The organism is Streptomyces dengpaensis (genome assembly GCF_002946835.1).
Taxonomy (GTDB): domain Bacteria; phylum Actinomycetota; class Actinomycetes; order Streptomycetales; family Streptomycetaceae; genus Streptomyces; species Streptomyces dengpaensis.
Window position 1 is genome coordinate 7,990,909 of record NZ_CP026652.1, and the last position, 22,798, is coordinate 8,013,706.

General features: G+C 70.2%; 25 protein-coding genes and 1 pseudogene. 10 read left to right on the forward strand and 16 right to left on the reverse strand.

The window, feature by feature from the left end; translation table 11 throughout:
- Positions 1-65: 65 nt before the first annotated feature.
- Entirely contained in the window at positions 66-842 is a 777-nt protein-coding gene (locus tag C4B68_RS37210; RefSeq protein ID WP_099502220.1) for a GNAT family N-acetyltransferase, read from the forward strand.
- Between the two features lie 3 nt (positions 843-845).
- On the opposite strand, the gene C4B68_RS37215 is transcribed toward C4B68_RS37210, so the two are convergent.
- The 3 genes from C4B68_RS37215 to C4B68_RS37225 form a co-directional block, all read right to left on the reverse strand.
- Positions 846-1,730, reverse strand: a complete 885-nt coding sequence (locus tag C4B68_RS37215; RefSeq protein ID WP_099502219.1) for a GNAT family N-acetyltransferase — start codon at positions 1,728-1,730, stop codon at positions 846-848.
- A gap of 210 nt (positions 1,731-1,940) precedes the next feature.
- Complete coding sequence (locus tag C4B68_RS37220; protein WP_099502218.1) at positions 1,941-2,204, reverse strand: GlsB/YeaQ/YmgE family stress response membrane protein; 264 nt, start codon at positions 2,202-2,204, stop codon at positions 1,941-1,943.
- 232 nt (positions 2,205-2,436) lie between these two features.
- Positions 2,437-3,708 (reverse strand): aminoglycoside phosphotransferase family protein, encoded by a 1,272-nt coding sequence (locus C4B68_RS37225; RefSeq protein WP_240634598.1) that lies wholly within the window; start codon positions 3,706-3,708, stop codon positions 2,437-2,439.
- 196 nt (positions 3,709-3,904) lie between these two features.
- On the opposite strand from C4B68_RS37225, the pseudogene C4B68_RS37230 reads away from it, so the two are divergent.
- Positions 3,905-4,665, forward strand: a pseudogene (locus tag C4B68_RS37230) (ArsR/SmtB family transcription factor).
- A 165-nt stretch (positions 4,666-4,830) separates the two neighbouring features.
- Here C4B68_RS37230 and C4B68_RS37235 read toward each other — a convergent pair.
- The 8 genes from C4B68_RS37235 to C4B68_RS37270 all read right to left on the reverse strand — a co-directional run bounded on the left by C4B68_RS37235 (position 4,831) and on the right by C4B68_RS37270 (position 12,421).
- Positions 4,831-5,268, reverse strand: a complete 438-nt coding sequence (locus C4B68_RS37235) for an SPW repeat protein (protein ID WP_099502216.1) — start codon at positions 5,266-5,268, stop codon at positions 4,831-4,833.
- Positions 5,269-5,434: 166 nt separating this feature from the next.
- On the reverse strand, positions 5,435-6,037 hold the full coding sequence (locus C4B68_RS37240) for a TetR/AcrR family transcriptional regulator (protein ID WP_099502215.1): 603 nt from the start codon (positions 6,035-6,037) through the stop codon (positions 5,435-5,437).
- 120 nt (positions 6,038-6,157) lie between these two features.
- A complete protein-coding gene (gene urtE / locus C4B68_RS37245) occupies positions 6,158-6,850 on the reverse strand; it encodes an urea ABC transporter ATP-binding subunit UrtE (protein ID WP_099502214.1) in 693 nt (230 codons plus the stop codon).
- The gene (gene urtD / locus C4B68_RS37250; RefSeq protein WP_240634599.1) at positions 6,850-7,662 is read right to left on the reverse strand and encodes an urea ABC transporter ATP-binding protein UrtD; all 813 of its coding nucleotides are present in this window, start codon (positions 7,660-7,662) and stop codon (positions 6,850-6,852) included. Before urtD ends, urtE begins: the two co-directional genes overlap by 1 nt.
- A complete protein-coding gene (urtC, locus tag C4B68_RS37255) occupies positions 7,659-8,840 on the reverse strand; it encodes an urea ABC transporter permease subunit UrtC (protein WP_240634600.1) in 1,182 nt (393 codons plus the stop codon). Before urtC ends, urtD begins: the two co-directional genes overlap by 4 nt.
- Positions 8,837-9,733 (reverse strand): urea ABC transporter permease subunit UrtB, encoded by an 897-nt coding sequence (gene urtB, locus C4B68_RS37260; RefSeq protein WP_099502213.1) that lies wholly within the window; start codon positions 9,731-9,733, stop codon positions 8,837-8,839. The genes urtC and urtB overlap by 4 nt, the downstream gene beginning before the upstream one ends.
- 63 nt (positions 9,734-9,796) lie before the next feature.
- Positions 9,797-11,020, reverse strand: a complete 1,224-nt coding sequence (urtA, locus tag C4B68_RS37265) for an urea ABC transporter substrate-binding protein (protein WP_099502212.1) — start codon at positions 11,018-11,020, stop codon at positions 9,797-9,799.
- A 288-nt stretch (positions 11,021-11,308) separates the two neighbouring features.
- Positions 11,309-12,421, reverse strand: coding sequence for a substrate-binding domain-containing protein (locus C4B68_RS37270; protein ID WP_099502211.1), 1,113 nt, complete (start codon positions 12,419-12,421; stop codon positions 11,309-11,311).
- A gap of 77 nt (positions 12,422-12,498) precedes the next feature.
- Here C4B68_RS37270 and C4B68_RS37275 point away from each other — a divergent pair, with 77 nt between their 5' ends.
- Both C4B68_RS37275 and C4B68_RS37280 read left to right on the forward strand, forming a co-directional pair.
- A complete protein-coding gene (locus C4B68_RS37275; protein WP_099502210.1) occupies positions 12,499-12,945 on the forward strand; it encodes a MarR family winged helix-turn-helix transcriptional regulator in 447 nt (148 codons plus the stop codon).
- A 93-nt stretch (positions 12,946-13,038) separates the two neighbouring features.
- A complete protein-coding gene (locus tag C4B68_RS37280; RefSeq protein ID WP_180289266.1) occupies positions 13,039-13,944 on the forward strand; it encodes an aldo/keto reductase in 906 nt (301 codons plus the stop codon).
- 101 nt (positions 13,945-14,045) lie between these two features.
- Here C4B68_RS37280 and C4B68_RS37285 read toward each other — a convergent pair whose 3' ends face one another.
- On the reverse strand, positions 14,046-14,756 hold the full coding sequence (locus tag C4B68_RS37285) for a dienelactone hydrolase family protein (protein WP_099502208.1): 711 nt from the start codon (positions 14,754-14,756) through the stop codon (positions 14,046-14,048).
- A 246-nt stretch (positions 14,757-15,002) separates the two neighbouring features.
- Here C4B68_RS37285 and C4B68_RS37290 point away from each other — a divergent pair, with 246 nt between their 5' ends.
- Positions 15,003-15,395 carry a VOC family protein gene (locus C4B68_RS37290; protein WP_099502207.1) on the forward strand — a complete coding sequence of 131 codons (393 nt, stop codon included), beginning with the start codon at positions 15,003-15,005 and terminating at the stop codon, positions 15,393-15,395.
- Between the two features lie 55 nt (positions 15,396-15,450).
- On the forward strand, positions 15,451-16,521 hold the full coding sequence (locus C4B68_RS37295; RefSeq protein WP_099502206.1) for an adenosine deaminase: 1,071 nt from the start codon (positions 15,451-15,453) through the stop codon (positions 16,519-16,521).
- Between the two features lie 39 nt (positions 16,522-16,560).
- On the opposite strand, the gene C4B68_RS37300 is transcribed toward C4B68_RS37295, so the two are convergent.
- Together C4B68_RS37300 and C4B68_RS37305 are read right to left on the reverse strand one after the other, a co-directional pair.
- The gene (locus C4B68_RS37300) at positions 16,561-17,061 is read right to left on the reverse strand and encodes a mycothiol transferase (protein ID WP_099502342.1); all 501 of its coding nucleotides are present in this window, start codon (positions 17,059-17,061) and stop codon (positions 16,561-16,563) included.
- Positions 17,062-17,099: 38 nt separating this feature from the next.
- A complete protein-coding gene (locus C4B68_RS37305; RefSeq protein ID WP_099502205.1) occupies positions 17,100-17,993 on the reverse strand; it encodes a LysR family transcriptional regulator in 894 nt (297 codons plus the stop codon).
- Between the two features lie 128 nt (positions 17,994-18,121).
- Between C4B68_RS37305 and mgrA the strand changes: the two genes are divergently transcribed.
- Positions 18,122-19,111 carry an L-glyceraldehyde 3-phosphate reductase gene (mgrA, locus tag C4B68_RS37310; RefSeq protein ID WP_099502204.1) on the forward strand — a complete coding sequence of 330 codons (990 nt, stop codon included), beginning with the start codon at positions 18,122-18,124 and terminating at the stop codon, positions 19,109-19,111.
- A 59-nt stretch (positions 19,112-19,170) separates the two neighbouring features.
- Here mgrA and C4B68_RS37315 read toward each other — a convergent pair whose 3' ends face one another.
- Entirely contained in the window at positions 19,171-19,536 is a 366-nt protein-coding gene (locus C4B68_RS37315) for a nuclear transport factor 2 family protein (RefSeq protein ID WP_099502203.1), read from the reverse strand.
- A 391-nt stretch (positions 19,537-19,927) separates the two neighbouring features.
- On the opposite strand from C4B68_RS37315, the gene C4B68_RS37320 reads away from it, so the two are divergent.
- The 3 genes from C4B68_RS37320 to C4B68_RS37330 all read left to right on the forward strand — a co-directional run bounded on the left by C4B68_RS37320 (position 19,928) and on the right by C4B68_RS37330 (position 21,307).
- The gene (locus C4B68_RS37320; RefSeq protein ID WP_099502202.1) at positions 19,928-20,338 is read left to right on the forward strand and encodes a hypothetical protein; all 411 of its coding nucleotides are present in this window, start codon (positions 19,928-19,930) and stop codon (positions 20,336-20,338) included.
- Between the two features lie 112 nt (positions 20,339-20,450).
- On the forward strand, positions 20,451-20,729 hold the full coding sequence (locus C4B68_RS37325; protein WP_180289265.1) for an FHA domain-containing protein: 279 nt from the start codon (positions 20,451-20,453) through the stop codon (positions 20,727-20,729).
- Positions 20,726-21,307 (forward strand): hypothetical protein, encoded by a 582-nt coding sequence (locus tag C4B68_RS37330; RefSeq protein WP_099502341.1) that lies wholly within the window; start codon positions 20,726-20,728, stop codon positions 21,305-21,307. The genes C4B68_RS37325 and C4B68_RS37330 overlap by 4 nt, the downstream gene beginning before the upstream one ends.
- A 53-nt stretch (positions 21,308-21,360) precedes the next feature.
- Here the strand turns inward: C4B68_RS37330 and C4B68_RS37335 are convergent, their stop codons facing one another.
- Complete coding sequence (locus C4B68_RS37335; RefSeq protein ID WP_373682228.1) at positions 21,361-22,659, reverse strand: streptophobe family protein; 1,299 nt, start codon at positions 22,657-22,659, stop codon at positions 21,361-21,363.
- Positions 22,660-22,798: the final 139 nt, after the last annotated feature.

Genomic DNA, 22,798 nt, shown 5'->3' on the forward strand with positions numbered 1-22,798 from the left:
CCCCGCCGCCGGAGGCCGACGGAAACCCCATTGCCCCAGGCGTCCCAGGATGCTGGAGTGACGCCATGGATCACGTCGCGGTACTGGCCCTGTTCGATCGGGACATGCGGGAGGGAGCGCGGCCGGATGCCCCGGATGCCCGGGTCGAGCGCGTCGGCAAGGTGGTGCGCCAGATCGGTGCCGAGCGGGGCTGGAACGGGGTGATCTGGTCGGACCTGGACGAGACCGGCGCCGACGCGGCGATCGCCGAGCAGCTCCGGTACTTCGCCGACCTCGGGCGGGAGTTCGAGTGGAAGCTGTACGGGCACGACAAGCCGGAGGACCTCGGGCACCGGCTGCGCGCGGCCGGATTCACCGCCGAGCCCGAGGAGACGCTGATGGTCGCCGAGCTGGGCGATCTGGCACTCGACGCCGAGCCGCCCGAAGGCGTACGACTGCTCCCCGTCACCGACCGCGCGGGCGTCGACCTCGTGGCGGACGTCCACGAACAGGCCTTCGGCACGGACAGCACGCGGCTCCGTCACCAGCTGCTCGCCCAATTCGCCGGCGACGCGGACACGGTCGTCGCCGTCGTGGCCCTCGCCGGTGACGTTCCGGTCAGCGCGGCGCGCATGGAGCTCCTGCCCGGCACCCGGTTCGCCGGACTCTGGGGCGGCGGCACCGTCGAGGCCTGGCGCGGCCGCGGCATCTACCGCGCCCTCGTCGCCCACCGCGCCCGCGTCGCCGCCGACCGCGGCTACCGCTACGTCCAGGTCGACGCCTCCAGCCAGAGCCGCCCCATCCTCGCCCGCCTGGGCTTTCAGCCCCTGACCACGACAACGCCGTACGTACACACGTGCTGAAGCTCAGCCGAGTTCGAGCTGGTACTCCACCGCCCGGTGCGTCGGCCGATAACCGAGCGCGTCGTTGATGCCGAGCATGGGGGCGTTGCTGTCGGCGGTGTCCGTCAGCAGGCCGTCGAGTTCCGGGTAGCGCTCACGGGCCAGACGGATCGACGCCGCCTTCATCCAGAGGCCCAGCCCGTGGCCCCGGTGCTCCGGCAGAACCCCGGTGCCGTAGTGCTGGGCATCGCCCAGGCCGTCGCCCGGCACGACGAGTTCGGAGAAGCCGGCGATCGAGCCGTCCGAGAGGTCCACCGCCGCGACCGTGTGGAGCAACTCCCCGCGCTTCGCGATGGTTTCGGCCGCCGACACGACCCGTTCCACGTCCCACACGACGGTCCCGTAGTCGGTTCCCTCCATCGGCATGTCGTCCATGGCGCGCCGCGAGTCGGCGAACGTCCGTGCCAGCGCGGGCGGCACGGTTTTGTCCCACACCGTCAACTCGTAACCCGGATGCGGCCGTTCGACGATCTCGGCGATGCGCGCGAGAGCGACATCGGCCAGCGTCAGCCGCGCGTACGTCAGCGCCAGCACACGGCGGAAGCCGCGCGCCGCCAGGAACAGGTCACCGGGGGAGTCGGTATTGGCCTGCGCGACGAGCGACCGCCGCCCCTCGTCCCGCGCCGCGGCGACGGCCGCCTCCAGGAGACCGCTGCCGACCCGCTGCCGACGCTCGGCAGGGTGGACGGCGATCTCTAGTTCGGCGAGATGCTCCTGTCCCTCCCTGGTGAACAACCGCAGAAAGGCGGAGCCCACGGGAGCTCCCTCGGTGCCGGAGGCCAGCCACGCCAGGCGACGGCTCGACGAGGTGGACTCGGGATCGATCAGCGGCGTGATGCGCGGCGGCAAGGTCTCTCCGTGGCGTTGGGCGTGCGGGGGCGGCGAAGCCCGCAGAACCTAGCCGTACGGGCGCGCCACCGCAACGGAATTGACAGCGCCCAGCGGCACACGGCCATGCACCCGCGCCCGCAGCCGTGCCCGTTGGCGCACCACGTCCGCGAGATACGTCTGCGGGTTACGTCCGCGAGATTCGACCGCGATACGTGCCCGCCCCACCCGTCAGCGGCGCACCTTCGAGCGGTCCAACGCCGCGACGCCGAGCGCCGCCAAGCCGATCTGGATGAGCCACTCGATCCAGTCGATGCCCTTGGTGTCGGCGACACCGAACGCGGCGGCGACTCCCGAGCCGATGAACGCGGCCACGATGCCGACGGCGATCGTCCACAGGATGCCGATGCGCTGGCGCCCCGGAACCGCGAGCCTGCCGAGTACGCCGATGATGATGCCGATGAGGATGGCACTGATGATGCCTGAGATCTCCATCTCCGCCCCTCTTTGTCGGTCCCCGCAGTTATTCATGTTCCCCTTCGGAGCGGAGGCAGTCCGGTCCGCTCCCGGCGGGTATCCAACCGGTGGCGGCCGCGACCTCGCGGCCCGCAGCCGCGCCGAAACCTCCCAGCCCACCGTCGACTTGCCGACACCGGCGCGCCCGCCGATGAGCAGCACCTCCGCGCGCCCGGCCGGACGTCGCTGTGTCACCTCCGGCGCCCTTGACTCACCGCGTCGCCGCCCTCGAGATGGCTCCACGTGCGCAGGACGACCTCCCCGCGAGATGCGGGCTCGGTTTCTCCGCGCACCGCACCGCCGCGCGGATCTCGTCCGCCGGATCTCCCCGGTGGTAGGGCCACTCCGAGGGCTCGATGCCGTCGAGGAACTCCTGATAGCGGACGGCGTACGTGAGATGGGCGAGCGGCTCGGCGATGGCGAGGGCGCGTGCCGGGTCGGCGGCGGGGAGCCGCGCCTGCCAGGCGTCGATCCAGGCGCGGGCGGCCCGGGCGCGGTGCGACTCGGGCAGGAAGTCCTGGACGCGCAGTCCGTCCAGGACCGGGTTGCCCCAGTGGGCGTCGGCGAAATCCACCACCACGGGCGAGCCGCCGTCGCCGCGCCAGTTGCCGGGATGGAAGTCTCCGTGCACGAGCGTGTCGGGCAGCCCGCACTCGGCGAGGAGGTTCCACCGGCGTGTCAACTCCCGTGCATTTGCGAGTTCTTGAGCGCTCAGCTCCAGGGCGACCGGTCCGGCGAGCAGCTCGTGGATCCGTGCGGTGAGGACCGGTGCGCGCCAGTCCCGGATGCGGTTCTCGTCGGCAGCGGCTGGAGTGCTGGACGCCAGCGCCGACTGCGCGGCCACGAAGCGCTCCATGACGGAGGCGATCGTCTCGGGCGAGGCCCGCCAGCAGTCCTCGCCGGGGATGTGCTCCATCAGTATGCGGTGCTCGCCGGAGCCGAGGACGGCCGCCACCAGGTCGGGGTCGACCCCCGCGAACGCACCCGCGACCGTGGCCTCGTCGGCCGCGAAGTGCGGTGTCGTCTTGAGCCAGACCGTGCCCCGCGCGGTCGGCAGGCGGAAGAGTCCGGCCAGGTTCCAGGTGCGGCGCTGCTCGACCGGACCGGTCACCGGCCGCCCCGCCGAGGCCAGCGTGCCGGCTGCCCAGTCGAGGAGTTCGCGCAGTCCGTCGGCTCGCGCCCACGGCGACCGCAACACCTGATGGTCGTGCAAGAGACCTTGATCGACGCTCTGTCGCTTCAGCAAGCCTGGTACCGGGCGCTCCAACGCTTCGACGTGGTACGTCACATGACCGTCCCGTCCGCCCCCACCTCCGTCGACGTCGACGAGACGCAGGACCAGCGTCGCAATGCCGAGCAGCTCACTCAGTCGGGCGATGACCGGCTCCACCTCGGACCACCACGGGCTGTCCACGGGGAAGGGGCCGGCAACACCGAGGAACTCCCCGCCCGAGGTCACCCATGCGCTCACGGTTCGGCTCACGGCGCCAGTGTGAGAGGCGACGGTTGCTCCTGGCGAGCGAATATCCGGGCGCCGCGAGCGAATATCCGGGCGCCGCCGTGACGCGTACGGCGCCCTGCGCGTCAGCCTGTCACGCCGCCCGCGGGACGATGTCCGGCTTGACATGCAGGTAATTGCCTGCATTACTTTGAGTGTGCGATCACAGAACGACTCCGGAATGGACCAGGTCTTCAAGGCGCTGGCCGACGGCACGCGAAGGCAGCTGCTCGACGAGCTGCACGAGCACAACGGCCAGACGCTCAGCGAGCTGTGCGGGCGCATCGACATGACCCGTCAGTCGGTGACGCAGCACCTCACCGTCCTGGAAGCGGCCAATCTGGTCAGTGTCGTGCGGCGAGGTCGGGAAAAGCTGCACTACCTCAACCCTGTGCCGCTCCATGAGATCTCGGAGCGGTGGATCGACAAATTCGAGCGCCCGCGTCTGCGTACGCTCAGTGACCTCAAACGACGAGCCGAGGAAAATCCATGACCGACAAGCCGAGCTTCGTATACGTCATCTACATTCAGAGCACCGCAGAGAAGGTCTGGGACGCGCTCACCGATGCCGATCTGAGCGCCGCGTACTGGGGGCACAGCAACGTCTCCGACTGGAAGCCCGGATCGCGCTGGGAACATGTCCGTACGGATGACTCCGGCATCGCCGACGTCGTCGGCACCGTCGTGGAGAGCGAGCGCCCGCACCGGCTGGTGACCACCTGGGCCGCCCCCGAGGATGAGGGGCAGGAGGACAAGTACTCCCGGGTCACCTTCGACATCCGGCCGCACGCCGACATCGTCCGCCTCACCGTCACCCACGAGGATCTGAAGGACGAGGGCGAGCGCGCCGACGCGGCGTCCGGCTGGCCGGCGGTGCTGTCGAACCTCAAGTCGCTCATCGAGACCGGCAGCCCGTTGCCGCAGGAGCCGTGGCTGGTCTAGGGCCTGTCCGGCATGATCCGCCGGACGGACCCTGGGGCCACTGGCGGATCCGGGCGATCGGCGGGCGCGAAGGGGCCGGCCCGTGCTGGACGGGCCGGCCCGCGATTCCCTCAGTTTTCCTCGGTCCTTCCCTGCTTTCCTTCACTTCCTTCCGTGCTCGCTTGGTTACGCCCGGGAAGTGGTCTTCGCCGCCGTAGCAGCGCACACGGCCCCCAGCACCACGGCCAGGGCGCCCATGATGATGTTGTTCACCACGACTCCGGCGTCCGGGCTGGTGCCGACGATCCACGGCGAGATGATCAGCCAGGCGCCGATCGCGCAGATGGCCCAGCTCAGGCCGTACATCCTCTCCGGAGTACCGGTGAAGCCGAGGGCCAGCAGGGCGATCGCGATGCCGATGACCAGGTTGTGGGTCACCAGGGCGGGCTGGCTTGTCGTGTAGTGAAGTATCCACGGGGACACGGCACAGTACAGGCCGAGCAGGAACACCGGCCCATCCACGAGGGCCACATCACGACCACCGAGCACGCGGTCATACCGTGCCCGCATTTCGGATAGATCGGGGTGGCTGGTGATGTCCCTGGCGCGCGAGACGTCGGCCATGATTCGTCTCCTTCGATCTCCGCGGCCCCACCATGTCTGGGGGTGGTATGCGGTGAGTGCCGCATACGTCCATTCTGCGCTTATTTCTTCTTTATGTGTAGAGCTGGTGGGCCTGAAGGGGCCTGAGTGACGCGCGCCGCCGCTCCGTGCGGTCGAACGGGCTGCCTCAGGGGGCGATGAGCAGGCGGGCGATGGCCCGGCGTGCACGCGTGGGCGCCAGTGGATCGCGGTGCAGCTGGATGGACTGACTGGCCGCGAGGGCAACGCCGTTGAGCTCGAAGACGAGCTGTTCCACGTCGGTGCGCTGCGGGAGTTCGCGGTTCGCGACCGCCGTGTCCAGCTCCGACGCCACGTACGCGGACCAGGCGGCCAGTGCCTGGAGCACCGCGTCGCGGACCGGGCCGGGGCGGCCGTCGAACTCGCTCGCCACCGAGGTGAGGAAGCAGCCCGCGTAGCCTTCGGCCTCGGCCATGGAGTCGATCCACTCGTCGAAGGCGCGCGCCAGCCGCTCGGCACCGGGCCTTGCGCCCACGGCCCGCGCCGGCACCCGCAGCCGGAACCGCTCGATCGCCGCGTCCAGAACGGCGAGTTGCAGCGCCGCCTTGCTGCCGAAACGGCCGATCACCCCGGCCTTGCTCATCCCCAGGTCGGTCGCGAGCCGGCCGATGGTGAGGCCTTCGAGGCCCTCGGCGGCGGCCAGCGCGAGGGCGCGCTCGATGACCCGGTCGCGGGTGGCGGCGGTTTCGGCGACGGACTTGCGCGGGCCCATACAGCCACTTTAATCGAACGGTCGTTCGCCATGGGCTTACGATCGTTCGTTCTCCTCGACCGAGGAGGGGAGCAGCCTGCCCACGCGCGCAGGCGCCCGCCCCCGCGGCACAGGTTCCTTTCACACGCTCAACGCCTCCCGCACCGAACCCTCCGCCTCCTGCCCGCCCTCACCGGACGAGGTGACCCGGCCTGCCTCCAGGACGTAGTACCGCTGCGCCGCCCGCATCGCGAAGCCGATGTGCTGCTCGACCAGGAGGACCGAGAGGCCACCGCGGGCGGCCAGGGCGAGGATCGTCTCCTCGATCTCGGCGACGACGGAGGGCTGGATGCCCTCGGTCGGCTCGTCGAGGAGGAGGATCCGGGGCTCCGTCACCAGGGCGCGGGCGATGGCCAGTTGCTGCCGCTGGCCGCCGGAGAGCAGGCCCGTGCGGCGGCCGGCCAGCGCGCGCAGCGCGGGGAACAGGTCGAGCGCCTCGGCGATCGCCTCCTTGCCGCGGCGCCGCCCGTCCGCGACCAGCTGGAGGTTCTCGGCGGTCGTGAGGTGCGGGAACGCCTGCTGGCCCTGCGGGACGTAGGCCATGCCGCGCGCCACCCGCTCGTGGGGCTTGCGGCGCGTGATGTCCTCGCCGTCGAGCCGCACGGCGCCGCTCTGCGGGGTGAGCAGACCGACCGCCGCCCGCAGCAGGGTGCTCTTTCCGGCGCCGTTGTGTCCCAGTACGGCGGCCACGCCGTCCTTCGGCACTGCGACGCTCACCCCGTGCAGGACGCTGCTGCGGTGGTAGCCGACGTGGACGTCGTCGATCTCCAGCATCACGCCTCCTGTACGGCCGCAGGGGCCGCGGTCTCGCGTACGCAATCGGAGTCCGCGGTCTCACGTACGTCCTCGGAGTCCGCGTGTCCGAGGTACACCTGCTGCACCTTCGGATCCGCCTGCACCTCGGCCACCGTCCCCTCGCTCAGCACCTTGCCGGCGTGCAGCACGCTGACGCTGCGCGCGAAGGAGCGCATGAAGTCCATGTCGTGCTCGATGACGACCACGGTCCGCTCCTGGCTGATGAGCTCCAACAGCTCGCCGGTGGCCTGCCGTTCGTCATGGCTCATGCCCGCGACCGGCTCGTCGAGGAGCAGCAGCCGTACGTCCTGCACGAGCAGCATGCCGATCTCCAGCCACTGCTTCTGACCGTGCGCGAGCGCCCCGGCAGGGGAGTCGGCCAGGTGCGTGAGTCCCACCGTCTCCAACGCCTTCGCGACGGACTCCGGCACGTCCTTGCGCCGGCGCAGCATGGTCCACACGCCTCGGCCCGCGCCGGCCGCGATGTCCAGATTCTGAAGTACCGTCAACTCCTCAAAAACGGTGGCTGTTTGGAACGTACGGCCGATGCCCGACCGGGCGATCCCGTGCACGCTCCGCCCGAGCAGCTCGTCGCCCCCGAAGCGCACCGAGCCCTCCGCCTTCACCAGGCCGGTGACGGCGTCGACGAGGGTCGTCTTGCCGGCTCCGTTCGGCCCGATGAGGAACCGCAGATCACCCGGCCGCACGTCGAGGTCCACCCCGTCCACGGCGGTGAACCCGTCGAAGGCCACGCGCAGTTGCCGTATCCGAAGTCCGGACAGCTCACTCATGCCGTTTCTCCCACGGGAAGGGCGGGCGCCGGTTCCCCGGCCGTCCGCCGGGTGGCGCGCCGCCGTACGATCCCCACCAGCGAGGCGAGACCGCCCGGCAGGAACGCCAGGGCCACGATGAACAGGAGCCCCTGGAAGTACGTCCAGGCTGCCGGGAACTCCTCCGAAAGCGCCGTCTTGGCCCAGGCGACGCCGATCGCGCCGAGCACCGCGCCCACCAGGCTCGCCCGGCCGCCGACCGCGGCGCCGATGACGAGTTCGATGGACGGCACGATGCCGATCAACGCGGGGGAGATGATGCCGACCGCGGGCACGAACAGCGCGCCCGCGAGCCCGGCCATGCCCGCCGCCACGACGTACGCGACGAGCTTCACGTTCGCCGGGTTGTACCCCAGGAAGCGCACCCGCTCCTCCGAGTCCCGCACGGCGACGAGGAGTTCGCCGTACCGGCTGTGGATGAGCTGGCGGGCCAGGGCGATCAGCAGGAGCAGGGCGGCGGCGATGATGAAGTACACCATCCGCTGGTTGACCGGGTCGTTGAGGTCGTAGCCGAAGAAGCCCTGGATGTCGGTGAGTCCGTTGGTGCCGCCGGTCGTGGCCTGCTGACCGATCAGCCAGATCGCGAAGGCCGCGGCGAGCGCCTGGCTGAGGATCGCGAAGTAGGCGCCCTTGACCCGGCGCCGGAAGACGAACGCCCCGAGGACCGCCGCGACGGCCATCGGCAGCAGCACGGTCGCCGCGAGCGCGAAGACCGGGTTCGCGAACGGCCGCCACCACCAAGGCAGTTCGGTCGCCGTGCCGTACAGCTGCATGAAGTCCGGGAGGTTGCCGGGTCCTGCGTCCGCGATCTTCAGGTGCATGGCCATGGCGTAACCGCCGAGCCCGAAGAACACGCCCTGCCCGAGCGTCAGCAGCCCGCCGCGGCCCCAGGCCAGACAGATGCCGACCGCGACCATGGCGGTGCACAGGTACTTGGCGAGCAGCCCGAGCCGGAAGTCGGAGAGCACGAGCGGGGCGACGGCGAAGAGCACCAGGGCGGCCGCGGCGAAGCCGGCCGCCGGGCGCGCTCCGTCGAACCGGCCCTTGACGCCGGTGAGTTGCCTCGCCTTCGCAGCGAGGGGAGTGGTGGTACTGCGCGAGGTGGACCGACGCGTGGTGGTCCTACGAGAGGTGGTCATACGAGACTCCTCGTACGCAGCGTGTACAGCCCCTGGGGCCGCCACTGGAGGAACGCGACGATGGCCACGAGGACCAGCACCTTCGCGACGCTGACGGTGGTGGAGTACTCCAGGACGGACTGCAGCACACCCAGCACGAAGGCGACGATCACGCTGCCCTTGAGCTGCCCGATGCCGCCGACCACGATCACCAGGAAGGCGTCGATGATGACGTTGGTGCCCATCGTGGGCCCGATCGGACCGACCAGCGTCAGCGCGACCCCGGCGACTCCGGCGAGCCCGGACCCGATGAAGAACGCGGTGCGGTCGACGCGGCTGGTGGAGATGCCGGACACCTCGGCCAGGTCGCGGTTCTGCACGACGGCGCGGATACGCCGCCCGAGCGGGGTGAGCCGCAGCGTGAGCGACAGCGCGACCACCGCCGCGATCGCCAGCCCCAGAATGAACAGCCGGCTGTTGGCGAAGGTGAGCGGGTCGTCGCCGCCGATGACGGTGATGTTCCCGGTGAGCAGATCCGGCGCGCGGGTCTGCACATTGGGCGCGCCGAACATGTCGCGCGCGAGCTGCTGGAGCATCAGTGAGACGCCCCATGTCACGAGAAGTGTGTCGAGCGGCCGGAGGTAAAGGCGGCGAATGAGCAGCCATTCCAGCAGTGCGCCGAGTGCGCCCGAGACGAGAAAGGCGACGGGCAGCGCGACGATCAGTGAAATTCCCGCGCCGGAAAGGGACTTCTGGAGTACATAGGTGGTGTAGGCGCCGGCCATGATGAACTCGCCGTGGGCCATGTTGATGACATTCATCTGGCCGAAGGTGAGCGAGAGGCCGAGCGCGATGAGCAGCAGAACGGCACCGATACTGACGCCGGTGAACATCTGCCCGAGGATCACGGTCATGCGGCGGCTCCGGGGAGGCGGGACGCGGGGGCCTCTTGCCTCGGGCCCCCGCGCGACGGGTGATCAGGAGAGGCCGGAGGCCCAGTCGTAACCCTTCAGGTAGGGGTCCGGCTTGATCGGCTTGCCGGAGTCCCAGACCTGCTTGATCAGACCGTCGGTGCCGATCCTGCCGATGCGGGCGGTCTTGTAGATGTGCTGACTGGCGCCGTCCACGGTGACCTTGCCCTCGGGCGCGTCGAACGTGATGCCGTCGGAGGCCGCCCTGACCTTCTCCGGATCGAACGACTTCGCCTTCTCGACCATCGCCTTCCACAGGTAGACCGAGGTGTACGCGGCCTCCATCGGGTCACTGGTCGGCTTGTCCTGGCCGTACTTGGCCTTGTACGCCTTCACGAACTTGGTGTTCGCCGCGCCCGCGGTGGTCTGGTAGTAGTTCCAGGCCGTCAACTGGCCCGCCAGGTACTGCGATCCGATCGACTTGACCTCCTCCTCGGCGATCGACACCGAGACCACCGGCATGCTCGTGGCGGTCAGACCCGCGGATTTGTACTCCTTGAAGAAGGCCACGTTCGAGTCGCCGTTGAGGGTGTTGAAGACCGCGTCCGCCTTGGAGGCCTTCACCTTGTTGGCGATCGTGCTGAACTCCGTGGAGCCCAGCGGTGCGTAGTCCTCGCCGAGGACCGTCATGCCGTTGGCCTTCGCGTACGCCTTGATCTCCTTGTTGGCGGTGCGCGGGAAGACGTAGTCGCTGCCGACCAGATAGATCTTCTTCTTGCCCTCGCTCTTGAGGTAGTCGAGCGCGGGGACGATCTGCTGGTTGGTGGTCGCGCCCGTGTAGAAGATGTACGGGGACTCTTCGAGGCCCTCGTACTGCACGGGGTAGAAGAGCAGCGACTTGTTCTTCTCGAAGACCGGCTTGACGGCCTTGCGGCTCGCGGAGGTCCAGCAGCCGAAGGTGGCCGCGACGCGGTCCTCCCTGATCAGCTTCTGCGCCTTCTCCGCGAAGGTCGGCCAGTCGGAGGCGCCGTCCTCGCTGATCGGCTCGATCTTCTTGCCGAGCACTCCGCCGGAGGCGTTGATCTCGTCGATCGCCAGCTTCAGTGAGTCGCGTACGGTCACCTCGCTGATCGCCATCGTGCCGGACAGGGAGTTGAGCAGGCCGACCTTGACCGTGTCGCCGCTTGTGTCCGCCTGCACGGCCTTGTCGGACGTACCGCCCGCGTCGGTCTTGGCACCGCACGCGGACAGCGCGACGAGCGCCGCGAGCGCGGCGGCACCGGCCGCCATCCGGCGTCGGAGAATACGGGAACCGCTGGAACCGCTGGACAAAAGAACCCCCTCGGGCTGTGGAGGAGACGACCTCCTGAAGTGCGGTCCACAGCCTCAAGTCACCCTGTTTCCAAGGTGTTTCGCGTTACTTTCCCGGCGGTATCTTCCCGCTCTCATGAACCCGTCACGGGGCTTAGCGGGGCAACAAAAAATGCCCGGGGCGGAATTCCACATGTGAATTCATGGTGCGCCCGAGGCATTCTGGTTACTTCCTGTGGGAAGTATCTTGGCGGGGACGCGTCCATGTCAAGGGCGGGATGCGTGGAGATCGAGCTCCGCGACCACGTCGAAGTCCACACCGTCCGCCCGTGCCAGATAGATGCGCTGGCGTACGTGACGGCCACGCAGGTGCAGCAGACCGCGAGGGCCCTCGTACGAGACCGTCTCGGCCGCCGCCCCGATCGCCGACACGTCGAGCGTCCTGGCCCGGCCGATGAGCGCGGCCAGCAACAGCACGCCTTCGTAACACGATTCGCCGAGACTGCCCAGGGCCGGCGCCTCGATGCCGAACCGCCCGGCGTACTGGCCGTGGAAGTCGAGGGCGTCCTGGTTCGCGAGCGAGGCGAAGAACCCGGCGGTGCTGTAGAGGTCCACGGTGGCCGTCGGTCCACTGGCCATCAGCATGTTCTCGTCCATCAGCGTGCTCAGCCGCAGACAGCGCGCGTCCAGCCCGGCCGCGGCGAACGCCCGGTTGAACCGCACCGCGTCGCTGCCCACGAGCAGCAGGAGCACGGCGTCCGCGTCCGACCGCTCGATCCGGCGCAGCACCGCGTCGAAGTCGTGCGTGCCCAGGGGCAGATAGACCTCTCCCTGGATACTCCCGCCCGAGGCGTGCGCGTAGGCGTGGGCGGCCCGGGCCGTACGGCGGGGCCACACATAGTCGTTGCCCACGACGAACCAGCGGCGCACCCCGCGCTCATGGGCCAGCAAGCCCATCGCGGGCCGCAGTTGATCGCGCGGCGTCTCGCTGGTGAGGAAGACGCCCGCGGTGTGCTCCCCGCCCTCGTACAGGGCGGTGTAGACGTACGGCACCCGGTGCGCGATCCTCGGCGCCAGTGCCTGCCGCACGGAGGAGATGTGCCAGCCCGTGACGCCCTGCACGACTCCCAGATCCACCAACGCCTCGACATGGTCGGCCACTTCGCGCGGCCGGGTGCCTCCGTCGACGGGCAGCAGCCGCAGCTCCTTGCCGAGGACGCCGCCCGCGCGGTTGATCTCCTCCGCCGCCAGCTGCGCGCACAGCTCGCACGTGGGTCCGAAGATCCCGGCCGACCCCTGCATCGGGAAGACGAGCGCCACGCCGAGCACGGAGTCGTCTGCCGTGAACCAGTCGGGCGGGGGTGCGTCGTGCCGGAACATGGCGTCATGATCTCGGGTCCGCCTGGTGAACTCCAGTGTGTCTCGTATCATGTACGCCCCCGGGAGCGAGGAGCAGGATGCCCACCCCATCTCCGCGTCGGCCCCAGGATCTGATCCACCTCCTGACGCGGGCCGAGCGGCTGGCCGCGCGCCGGCTGCGGGCCGTGCTCGACGAGGACGGGTGCTCGCTCGACGCCTGGCGGGTGCTCGCCCTGCTCTCCGACGGCCAGGGGCATCACATGACGGCGATAGCCGAAGCCGCCTTCCTGCCGCCCGCGACCCTGACCAAGCTCGTCGACCACCTCGTCGACCAGAACCTCGTCCACCGTCGCGTCGACCCACTCGACCGGCGCCGCATCCTCGCCCACCTCACCCCACGCGGCCAGACGTACTGGCGGCGCCTCGACCGCGAGGTCCGCGCGCGGTGGCCGGTGCTCAGCGACGGCGACGACGAGCTGCTGCGGGCCCTGCTGGGACGCCTCGTGGACACGCTCGACGGGGCGAGCGCCGAATCCACCCTGTGAGCCGACGGGCTTACTGCGCCACCTCCCCACCAGTGACCGTGCCGCGCAGCGGCACAGCAAAGCGACCAGTGCAGCGTGTGCGAAACTGCCGCGATGACCTCAGAGCCGATCACCGCGGCAGCCGCGGGCACCTGGAAACTAGGAGATCTCACCGTCAACCGCGTCGGCTTCGGCGCCATGCGGTTGACGGGCAGCGCGGCCTTCCACCACGGCACGCCGAGCGACCGTGACCGCTCGATCGCCGTGCTGCGGCGCGCTATTGAGCTGGGCGTCAACCACATCGACACCGCCGCCTTCTACTTCTCCCCGCTGCGCTCCGCGAACGAACTGATCAACAGAGCGCTCTCCCCGTACGCGGACGACCTGGTCATCGCCACCAAGGTCGGCCCGTTCCGCGACTACTCGGGGGAGTGGGGCACCTCGGCCAGACCCGAGGACCTGCGCGGCCACGTCGAGGAGAACCTGCGCCAGCTCGGCCGCGACCACCTCGACGTGGTGTATCTGCGCCGTATGCGACAGGACTCGATCGCCGAGCACTTCGGCGCGCTGGCCGGACTGCGCGACGCCGGCCTGATCCGGCATCTCGGCATCTCGAGTGTCGAGACCAGGCACCTCGCCGAGGCGCAGGCCATCGCGCCGGTGGTAGCCGTGCAGAACCAGTACGGCCTCGACTCCCCGGACCCCGAGGCCGACGCCGTGCTGCGGGCCTGCGGTGAACAGGGCATCGCGTTCGTGCCGTTCTTCGCGATCGCGGGCCAGGGCGGCGCGCTGGGCCCGAGCGGCGCCACCGACGACGAGGTGCTGGCCGTCGCGCGGGCGCACGGCGCGACGCCCGCCCAGGTCCGGCTGGCATGGACCCTCCAGCAGGGCCCGCATGTGCTCGCCATCCCCGGCACCGGCAATCCGGACCACCTGACCGAGAACGTGGCCGCGGGCGCGCTCCGGCTCACGGACGAAGAAATGGCCCGGCTCGACGCGCTCCACACCCGGGGACAGTGAGGCCGAGGGCCCTTGCCCGGTACATGGCAGGGGCCCCATGCGCCGGCGCGGCAGCCGCCCGCCCGAGCGGAACCGCTGTGGGGCGGACGGCTGCCGAGGGCTCAGCCCAGCTGCTCGTGCAGGAAGGCCACCGTGCTCTCCCAGGCCTGGGCGGCCGACCCGGCGTCGTACGTCTCGGGGCGGCCGTCGTTGAAGAAGGCGTGCTGGGCGGGGTAGAGGCGAAGGTCCGGGGTGATGCCGGACTGCTCGTGGATCGCCTTGCTCAGCTGGTCCAGGCTCTCCGTCGGGATGCTCGTGTCGAGTTCGCCGTAGTGGCCCTGAATCTGTGACTTGAGGCCGGAGAAGTCGGGCAGCTCGCCCCGGATCACGCCGTAGAACGGCACCGCCGCGGAGACGCGCGGGTCCGCCGCGGCCAGGTAGATGACGAAGCCGCCGCCCATGCAGAAGCCGATCGCACCCACCGTGTCCGAGGTGACCTCGGGCAGATCCAGCAGATAGTGCACCGCGCCGGAGAGCAGCTCGACGCCGCGCGGCACCGGCAGTTCCCGCATCATCCGGAGGGCCTCGCCGCTGTCGTGCGCCACATTGCCGCCGTACAAGTCGGGAGCGAGGGCGACGAAGCCCTCGGCGGCGAGCCGGTCCGCGACCTGCGCGATGTGGTCGGTCAGGCCCCACCACTCCTGGATGACGATCACGCCGGGGCCCCGCCCGGAGGGCGGCAGCGCCAGATAGCCGTGGGCGGTGCCCTCGGCGCTGGGGAAGGTCACGTTCTGATGAGCCGGGGCTCCGGTCGGCTTCGGCAGCTCGGACATGTCACTCAACTCCTGTGGGGGCAAGCGTCAAAGGGGGGCGGCGGGCCGGTCCCGAGTCGATCTCCACCCTGCCATGCATGCGCAGGGCGTGCTGCCCCGGCCCGGACGGCACGGGGCGGAGCACGCGGGCATGATCCGGGGCGGCCTGAACGACAGCCCGCGGGCGACCGTTCCCGGACCACCCGACGGGATGCCGTACCCTACGTGTCAACCCGACGTGTTACGTATAACCCTGGAAGGGCCCCGATGAGACGCATCGCCCTGGTCACCCTCGTCGTCGACGACTACGACGAGGCGATCCGCCACTACACCGAAGCCCTCGGATTCCGGCTCGTGGAGGACACGGCGCGCCCGGACAGCTCCCGCTGGGTCGTGGTCGAGCCGGGCACCGAGGGCGGCGGCAGCGGACTGCTGCTGGCCCGGGCCAAGGACGAGGCGCAGCGCGGCCGGATCGGTGACCAGACCGGCGGGCGCGTGGGCTTCTTCCTGCACACCGACGACTTCGCCCGCGACTACGGGCGGATGCGTGCGGCGGGCGTGACCTTCCTGGAGGAGCCGCGCCACGAGCCGTACGGCTCGGTCGTCGTCTTCCAGGACCTGTACGGCAACCGCTGGGACCTGCTCCAGCCCACCGCATAGCCCGACCTTCCCCAACCTCCCCGAGACCCGACCCACCTGCCGAGGAACGACACGCATGACCGCGCCCCGCATCGACATCGACACCCTCCGCCGCCTCCCCAAGGCCGTGCTGCACGACCACCTCGACGGCGGTCTGCGCCCCACCACCCTCGTGGAGCTCGCGGAGACGGTCGGCCACACCCTTCCCACCACCGACCCGCGGGCGCTGGCCGACTGGTACTACGAGGCCGCCAACTCCGGTGACCTGGTGCGCTACATAGCCACCTTCGAGCACACCCTCGCCGTGATGCAGACCCGCGAGGGCCTGCTGCGCACCGCCGAGGAGTACGTCCTCGACCTGGCCGAGGACGGCGTCGTCTACGGCGAGGTCCGGTACGCGCCCGAGCTGATGGTGATCGGCGGGCTCACCCTGCCCGAGGTCGTCGAGACCGTGCAGGAGGGCCTGGCGGCGGGCATGGCCAAGGCGGCCGCCGCGGGCACCCCGGTGCGTGTCGGCACCCTGCTCTGCGGCATGCGCATGTTCGACCGCACCCGCGAGATCGCCGACCTCGCGGTGGCCTTCCGGGACGCCGGCGTCGTCGGCTTCGACATCGCCGGGGCCGAGGACGGTTTCCCGCCCGCCGACCACCTCGCGGCCTTCGAGCACCTGCGCGGCGAGAGTGTCCCGTTCACCATCCACGCCGGTGAGGCCCACGGCCTGCCCAGCATCCACCAGGCTCTTCAGGTCTGCGGCGCCCAGCGCATCGGCCACGGCGTCCGCATCACCGAGGACATCGTCGACGGCAAGCTCGGCCGTCTCGCGGGCTGGGTGCGCGACCGCCGTATCGCCTTGGAGATGTGCCCCACGTCCAACCTCCAGACGGGGGCGGCCACCTCCATCGCCGAACACCCCATCACCGCGCTGCGCGACCTGGGCTTCCGCGTCACCCTCAACACCGACAACCGGCTGGTGTCGGGCACGACGATGACCCGCGAGATGTCGCTGCTGGTCGAGGAGGCGGGCTGGAGCGTCGAGGACCTGCGCACGGTCACGGTGAACGCGGTCAAGAGCGCGTTCATCCCGTTCGACGAGCGCAATGCCCTCATCCGCGACGTGGTGCTGCCCGGCTACGAGGCCGCGCTTTAGTACGCGCAGGACCAGCACGTCCCACGGACAGGGCAGCGCTCAGAGCAGCCCGCGTACGTACGCGGCCTGGCCGACATGCTGCAGATCGTCGGCCAGGACGCTCACCAGCCGTACGCCGAGGGTGACCGGCGGGGTCCAGCCCTCGTCCACGACGCGCTCCAGGTCCTTGGCGGTCAGGCCGCGCAGAAACTTCAGGCTCTGTGCGTGCACCGCGTCGTAGTACCCGGTCAGCAGCTCACCCGACTTGACCTGGACCTTGGCCACCTTCGCCGGGCTGTGACCGTACCCCGTGTCCAGGCGGGGCAGAGCGAGCCCGAAACGCTTCTCCCAGCCCTCGGCCGGCCAGACCTGGTCGAGCCCGGAGGCGTCGGCGACATGGTCGTCCTGGACACGGGTGAGATGCCAGATCAGCCATGAGAGGGAATTGGCGCCCTGGGCGGGACGGGTATTGAGGTCCTCCGGCGACAGACCGTCGACGGCGGCATGGACTTCTTCCTGGATGCGGCTGTACGCGTCGATGAGGATGTCCTTCGCATGCATGCGTCCACCCTCGCGCATGCCCGTCCTTCGCGCGCCTTTCACGCGTCCGGAATCCAGCTGTCGAGCAGCACCATCAGCGCCCGCGCCGCCGGACTGGTGGCGGCCGGCGGAGGCAGCATCGCGACGGTCTCGTACGACGTCTCGGCAGCGCCCTTGAGAGGGAGAGCGGTGAGATCGCCCGCCTCGGGCTTGAGGCCGAAATGGCGAGGTACGACGGCGATACCGAGGCCTTCGTGCACCAGTGCCAGGAGGCCGTGCACGTCGTTGACCTCGAGCGTCACGGTGCGGTGCACGCCCGCCGCCGTGAAGGCCGCGTCGGTGGTGCGGCGCGGCCCCCAGTCGGGGTGGAAGTCGACGAAGTCCTCGCCGCCCAGCTCCTCGGGCGTGAGCACGGCAGCGCTCGCGAGGTGGTGCGCGGGATGGCAGAGCACGGTCATCGGCTCGCTGGTCAGCGAGACGTTCCGCAGCTGGTCGGTGTCCGCCTGGGTCCGCACCCCGAAGGCCAGGTCGAGACGCCCCGCGGCGACCTCCTCGGCCAGCGCCGCGGACCCCGCCTGCCGCAGCCTGATCTCGACATCGGGGTACCGCCGCCGGAACCGGGCGAGGAGCCTGGCCACATGCACACCGGCGATGCACTGTTCGGTGCCGAGGGAGAGCGTGCCGCGCAGCACGCCCCGCACGGCGGCCACCGCGTCGTGCGCCGAGCGGACCTGGGCCAGGATCCGCTCCGCCTCGCCCAGCAGGGCACGCCCTGCCTCGGTGAGCGTGACCCGACGGGTGGTGCGGACGAACAGCGGGGCCTGCAGTTCCCGCTCCAGGGCGCGGATCGAGGACGACAGGCCCGACTGCGAGACCATCAACCGCTCCGCGGCACGGGTGAAGTGCTGTTCCTCGGCGACCGCGACGAAGTGCTGAAGGTGGCGCAATTCCATGAGGGCCAAGGGTAAGCCCCGATTGAGAAGCGCCATCGCTGAATCCCATCCGATTCTCCCGTTGGACCGCTGCCCCGGGCGCGCGCGAGAGTGGGAGACCTATTTTCCCGGCCTCCCAGGAGTACGCGTTGTATACCGCACACCCCGACCGTTACGCGGACATGCCCTACCGGCGCACCGGACGAAGCGGCCTGAAGCTCCCCGCGCTGTCGCTCGGCCTGTGGCACAATTTCGGCCCCGACCGGCCGGTTGAGACCCAGCGCGCCATCCTGCGTCGCGCCTTCGACCTCGGGGTCACCCACTTCGACCTGGCGAACAACTACGGTCCGCCGCCCGGCGCCGCCGAGTCGGCACTCGGCGACGCCCTGAAGGCCGACTTCGCGCCCTACCGCGACGAGCTGGTCATCTCCACCAAGGCCGGACACCTGATGTGGCCGGGCCCGTACGGCGAATGGGGCTCGCGCAAATACCTGCTGTCCTCGCTCGACCAGAGCCTGGGCCGGATGGGCCTGGACTACGTGGACATCTTCTACTCGCACCGCCCCGACCCGGAGACTCCCCTGGAGGAGACGATGGGCGCCCTGCACTCGGCGGTCCAGCAGGGCAAGGCGCTGTACGCCGGCGTCTCCAACTACTCGCCGGAACAGACCCGCGAGGCCGCCCGCATCCTGCGCGACTTGGGCACCCCGCTGCTGATCCACCAGCCGCGCTACTCGATGCTCCACCGCCGGCCTGAGGAAGGGCTCCTGGACACCCTGGACGAGCTTCAGGTGGGCTCCATCGCCTACTCGCCGCTGGAGCAGGGCCTGCTGACCGGCCGCTACCTCGACGGCATCCCGGAGGGTTCGCGCGCCGCGGGCGACAGCCCCTTCCTGAGTGCCGACACCGTCACCGAGGACCTCGTACGACAGCTGCGCGACCTCGACGAGATCGCCAAGTCGCGGGGCCAGTCCCTGGCGCAGCTGGCCCTCGCCTGGGTGCTGCGCGGAGGCCGGGTGACCTCCGCGCTGATCGGCGCGAGCAGCCCGCGGCAGCTGGAGGACAGCGTCGCGGCCGTCGGCAACCTGGGGTTCGATCCGGAGGAGCTGGCCCGGATCGACGCGATCATCAAGCAGTGACGCGGTTCCAGGCCTGGTCCTGGCCCGGCATGATGCCGGACCAGGACCAGGACCACGACCTAGACCGGCAGGCGGTCCAGGAATCCGTACACGCTCCGGATGCGGTCCTCGCCGTCCAGGGTGATCACGTCGAATCCGGCGACGGGGGCCGATCCGTCCGCCTCGTTGGCCAGCTCCCATCCGAAGCGGGCGATGTCGTGGTGCCCGTCGACCGCGCCGAGGAGCCGGAAGGTGAATCCCGGGAACTGCTCGTGCGCCCCCGTGATCTGCTCATGGCCGCGGACATCGGCCAGCGGGTCGGTGTAGCTGCCGTCAGCGGCCCAAACGGCGGCGACCGCCTTCGCCGGACCGTCCGGCCCGGCCGCGTTCCAGGCCTCGAAGTAACGGGCGACAGCGGTCTCGTAACGGTGGTTGCTCGCGGACATGGTGAATCAGCCTCCATCGAGGTCGTACGTGCTGGTGAGGGGCCAAAATCCCTCCGCGCTGTGCCCCGTTGGGATCCGGTACGACCACCCTGCCCGGGGGCGCTCGCGGCGTCGATTACCTCACGGGTAATGCCGCGAGCGCCCGGCCGCGGCACTGTCGGTGCCGTTTCGGCCAAACCAAGCTGTGAATATGCCAAGAGACTGGCTGGAATGGCATGGTGACAGAGGGTCAGGAGTGACGATACTCAATCTCAGGGCAATTGACCCACGCCCGGACAGCACCACCGTGCTCAGCGATTGAGTCGTACAGCGCCAGCGCGCACAGCCAGAAACGAGCCGCAGGGAAAGCGAGGCCGGACCGGCGACGAGCGACGCCTACGGGGGAGCGATCGTGCACGACGAATTCCTGTGCCATGTCACCGCGTACGGAATGTGCGGTGGTCAGCGCGTCGGCGTACCCCTGGGAACGTATCGCGCGCCGACCCTGGCGCTGGCCCTGTGGTGGATGCGGGACCGCGCGGCCTGGATGGCCGAGCGGCTCGATCCACAACCCGAGGATCCCACCTTCCCGCCGAATTCCATCGCACCAGTGGCGGACAACGTCCCGGACGTGCCGAGCATGCTGCGCGCCTGGGCCGGGGACGATGTCCAACAGGAGCTGGTCGCCGAGGAATTGGCCGCGGGAAAGCTGGTCCGCATCGCCACCAGCGACGACACCACCGAATACGAACTGCTCGCGGAATCCGTGGACGCGCTGCGCATGCAGCGGACCGCCGCGGTGCTGGGCATTTCCGCCGCCTGACCGCGACGGCGGTCCCGGCCGATCTTCCACCCCTGGCGCACCGACTCGGCGGCTCCGTCACCCCCGGCGTAATGGTCAGGCGCACATATGGACAGATGGCTAGAATTCTGGCATGGGAGAGCGGCCGGTCGCGCCGACTGCGCCCGAACTCGTCCTCGAGACCGAGACGGGCTTCACGGTGATGCGTCCGAGCCGCGACGGTCACGTAGGGCGCGCCCCCTTGAGCGAGGTCGTCATCGACGGTGCCGACGTCTCGTCCCACCACGCCGTGCCACGCCCCGAGGCCGGCCGCTGGACGCCGGAGGGCGAGAACTGCACGTCTTCGCATAGGCGGCGGACCACCCGCTGCGGCGGCACGGACCCGTGGTCATGCGGGGGGAGGCGCCGATGACGACCCCACACTTCCGCCCCACGCACGTCGTCCCCCAGGAGGGCCTGCCCACCTGGGAGAGCCCGGATCCGTCCCGGCCCAGCGTGCCCCTGGACGGGCTGCTGCCCGTCCAGCTGGTCGACCGGCTCGGGGACTGGGGCCGGATCCTCTGCGCCAACGGCTGGTCGGCCTGGGTCGACGGTCGCCTCCTGATCGCCGTACCGCAGGAACCGCCCGCCGCGAGCTGCCCTCTCACCCGCACGGCGGACCCCCGTCCGCTGCTCGCCCGCGTCGAGGAGGCGCTCACCCGCTACCGCGCCGCCGCCGAGGAGCTCGCGGACGGGCAACTCGACGGGGAGTCCTTCCGCGGCCGTACGCAAGGACAGCGGATCGGGGTGGTCATCGACGGCGAGTCCCTCTGGCTGTACGACGGCGAGCACGAGCGGTGGGTGTACTGCGACGGGACGCGCCTGAGCACGTTCGCGGCTTCGGAGCCCCTACAGGACCAGGCTGCGAAGCCCGTACGGGAACAGGCTCCGGAGGACCGCGAACCCACCCGCGTCGTCACGTTCGAGGAAGACGACCAAGGCGAGCGTTGACGAACGGCTCCCTGAAGGAATAGTCAACGCCGGTCGGGAGCCGCCGTCTTGACCTAGCTCTTGCGGTGGACGCCCTTCGCCAGCCGGCCACCGAGGAACCCGGCGGCCAGCCCCCACAGGACGGCGGACCCGAGCGCGGTCCACACCTGGGGCTTCAGAAGGAGTTCGCCCTTGAAGCCGCCGCCGCTGTCGCCGATGCCGAGGAACGACAGGTCGTAGTGCGCCGAGACGCGGCCGACCAGGCAGATCATGAGCACTGTGAGCGCGAGCGCGACCGCCATGTGCACGGCGTGCTGCCGGGCCCGCATCCGGGCCGGCGAGCGGACCGCCATGAGGAACGCGGCGGCCACGAGCAGCACCGCGTCGACGACCACGAGCCACCACACCCTGCCGTCGTAGTCGGCAAGGGAGTTGAGATGGAGCGTGGCGACGTCCGGGGTGCGCAGCGCCGCGTCGAGCGGATGCGGCATCGGCAGCCCGAAGGGTTCGTCCACACGCCCGTTCCAGGTGGCGCCCAGCCCGATCGTGAAGCCGAGCCAGACAAGGTTCGGGAGTCCGAGCAGGATCACGGCGAACGTCTCGGGGGCACGGCCACGGGTCGCCGCCACCAGCAGTCCGATGACCACGCCCAGGGCGACGTACGCCAGCAGCAGCGCGACCATGGCGAACGCGGCCGGACGCACCGACTCCCGGAACCGCGACAGCCGTGCGGGGAGCGGCGCCGCGCGCGAGACCAGCAGGGCGAGGACGAACACGCCCGCCAGCCACAGCGCTCCGAAGACCAGCGCCGGCGCCATGTCGGTCTGGAAGCCCGCCTCGGGCGTGGCACCGAGCGAGTCGCCGATGTCGTCGATGATGCCGTTCCCGAGGGACATCGTGAAGTTCTGGTGGGCGAAGAGCGCGAGTGCGACCAGGGCCGGCACCCACAGGACGGCGATCCGGGCGGCCCACCCGGCCAGTTCGGCGGTGCCGGCGACGGCCCGCTGGCGCACCGGCCGCAGAAAACCGGCCGAGATCACCAGGGCCCCGGCCAGCGTGACCGACAGCGGAGTCACTGTCAGATCCGCCTGGGTGTCGGCGATGACTCCCCCGTCGCCGGCGAATTCGACGTGGCCGCCCAGCGCTGTCACGACGGTGGCCGCGACGACCCGCGGGAACGCGTTGCCGGGGAGATTCGCGGCACCCGCCGCCCACAAGCCGAGCGCGGCGACCACCCCCATGACGATCATCCCGGTCAGCACGATCACGACGGCCTGGACCCAGCCGTGGTGGACGACCGCCCGCCCACCGGTGCGGGCAACCCGGTCGCCATTGCGGGGAACTGCCTGGTCGGACGGTGTTCGGGGGCTCACGCCGCCACGCTAAGCAGGGTCGGCGCGGTCCGCCCCTCGGGAGGGCCGACCGCGTCGGCTTGCGGGCAGTACGGGATCGGAGCACACAATGGGTTCGATACGCCAAAAGAGTTATGAAGTGCGTTAAAGCTCTGAAATG

Coding starts and splice junctions, on each gene's coding strand:
- C4B68_RS37315 (WP_099502203.1), bottom strand. CDS start 19,536: ATGTCCGCGAGCAACCACCGTTACGAGACCGCTGTCGCCCGTTACTTC.
- urtB (WP_099502213.1), bottom strand. CDS start 9,733: ATGACCGTGATCCTCGGGCAGATGTTCACCGGCGTCAGTATCGGTGCC.
- C4B68_RS37275 (WP_099502210.1), top strand. CDS start 12,499: ATGCCCACCCCATCTCCGCGTCGGCCCCAGGATCTGATCCACCTCCTG.
- C4B68_RS37300 (WP_099502342.1), bottom strand. CDS start 17,061: ATGCATGCGAAGGACATCCTCATCGACGCGTACAGCCGCATCCAGGAA.
- C4B68_RS37295 (WP_099502206.1), top strand. CDS start 15,451: ATGACCGCGCCCCGCATCGACATCGACACCCTCCGCCGCCTCCCCAAG.
- C4B68_RS37235 (WP_099502216.1), bottom strand. CDS start 5,268: ATGGCCGACGTCTCGCGCGCCAGGGACATCACCAGCCACCCCGATCTA.
- C4B68_RS37270 (WP_099502211.1), bottom strand. CDS start 12,421: ATGTTCCGGCACGACGCACCCCCGCCCGACTGGTTCACGGCAGACGAC.
- C4B68_RS37280 (WP_180289266.1), top strand. CDS start 13,039: ATGACCTCAGAGCCGATCACCGCGGCAGCCGCGGGCACCTGGAAACTA.
- C4B68_RS37290 (WP_099502207.1), top strand. CDS start 15,003: ATGAGACGCATCGCCCTGGTCACCCTCGTCGTCGACGACTACGACGAG.
- C4B68_RS37220 (WP_099502218.1), bottom strand. CDS start 2,204: ATGGAGATCTCAGGCATCATCAGTGCCATCCTCATCGGCATCATCATC.
- C4B68_RS37325 (WP_180289265.1), top strand. CDS start 20,451: ATGGGAGAGCGGCCGGTCGCGCCGACTGCGCCCGAACTCGTCCTCGAG.
- C4B68_RS37285 (WP_099502208.1), bottom strand. CDS start 14,756: ATGTCCGAGCTGCCGAAGCCGACCGGAGCCCCGGCTCATCAGAACGTG.
- urtC (WP_240634600.1), bottom strand. CDS start 8,840: ATGACCACCTCTCGTAGGACCACCACGCGTCGGTCCACCTCGCGCAGT.
- C4B68_RS37330 (WP_099502341.1), top strand. CDS start 20,726: ATGACGACCCCACACTTCCGCCCCACGCACGTCGTCCCCCAGGAGGGC.
- urtA (WP_099502212.1), bottom strand. CDS start 11,020: ATGGCGGCCGGTGCCGCCGCGCTCGCGGCGCTCGTCGCGCTGTCCGCG.
- urtE (WP_099502214.1), bottom strand. CDS start 6,850: ATGCTGGAGATCGACGACGTCCACGTCGGCTACCACCGCAGCAGCGTC.
- C4B68_RS37240 (WP_099502215.1), bottom strand. CDS start 6,037: ATGGGCCCGCGCAAGTCCGTCGCCGAAACCGCCGCCACCCGCGACCGG.
- C4B68_RS37305 (WP_099502205.1), bottom strand. CDS start 17,993: ATGGAATTGCGCCACCTTCAGCACTTCGTCGCGGTCGCCGAGGAACAG.
- urtD (WP_240634599.1), bottom strand. CDS start 7,662: ATGAGTGAGCTGTCCGGACTTCGGATACGGCAACTGCGCGTGGCCTTC.
- C4B68_RS37210 (WP_099502220.1), top strand. CDS start 66: ATGGATCACGTCGCGGTACTGGCCCTGTTCGATCGGGACATGCGGGAG.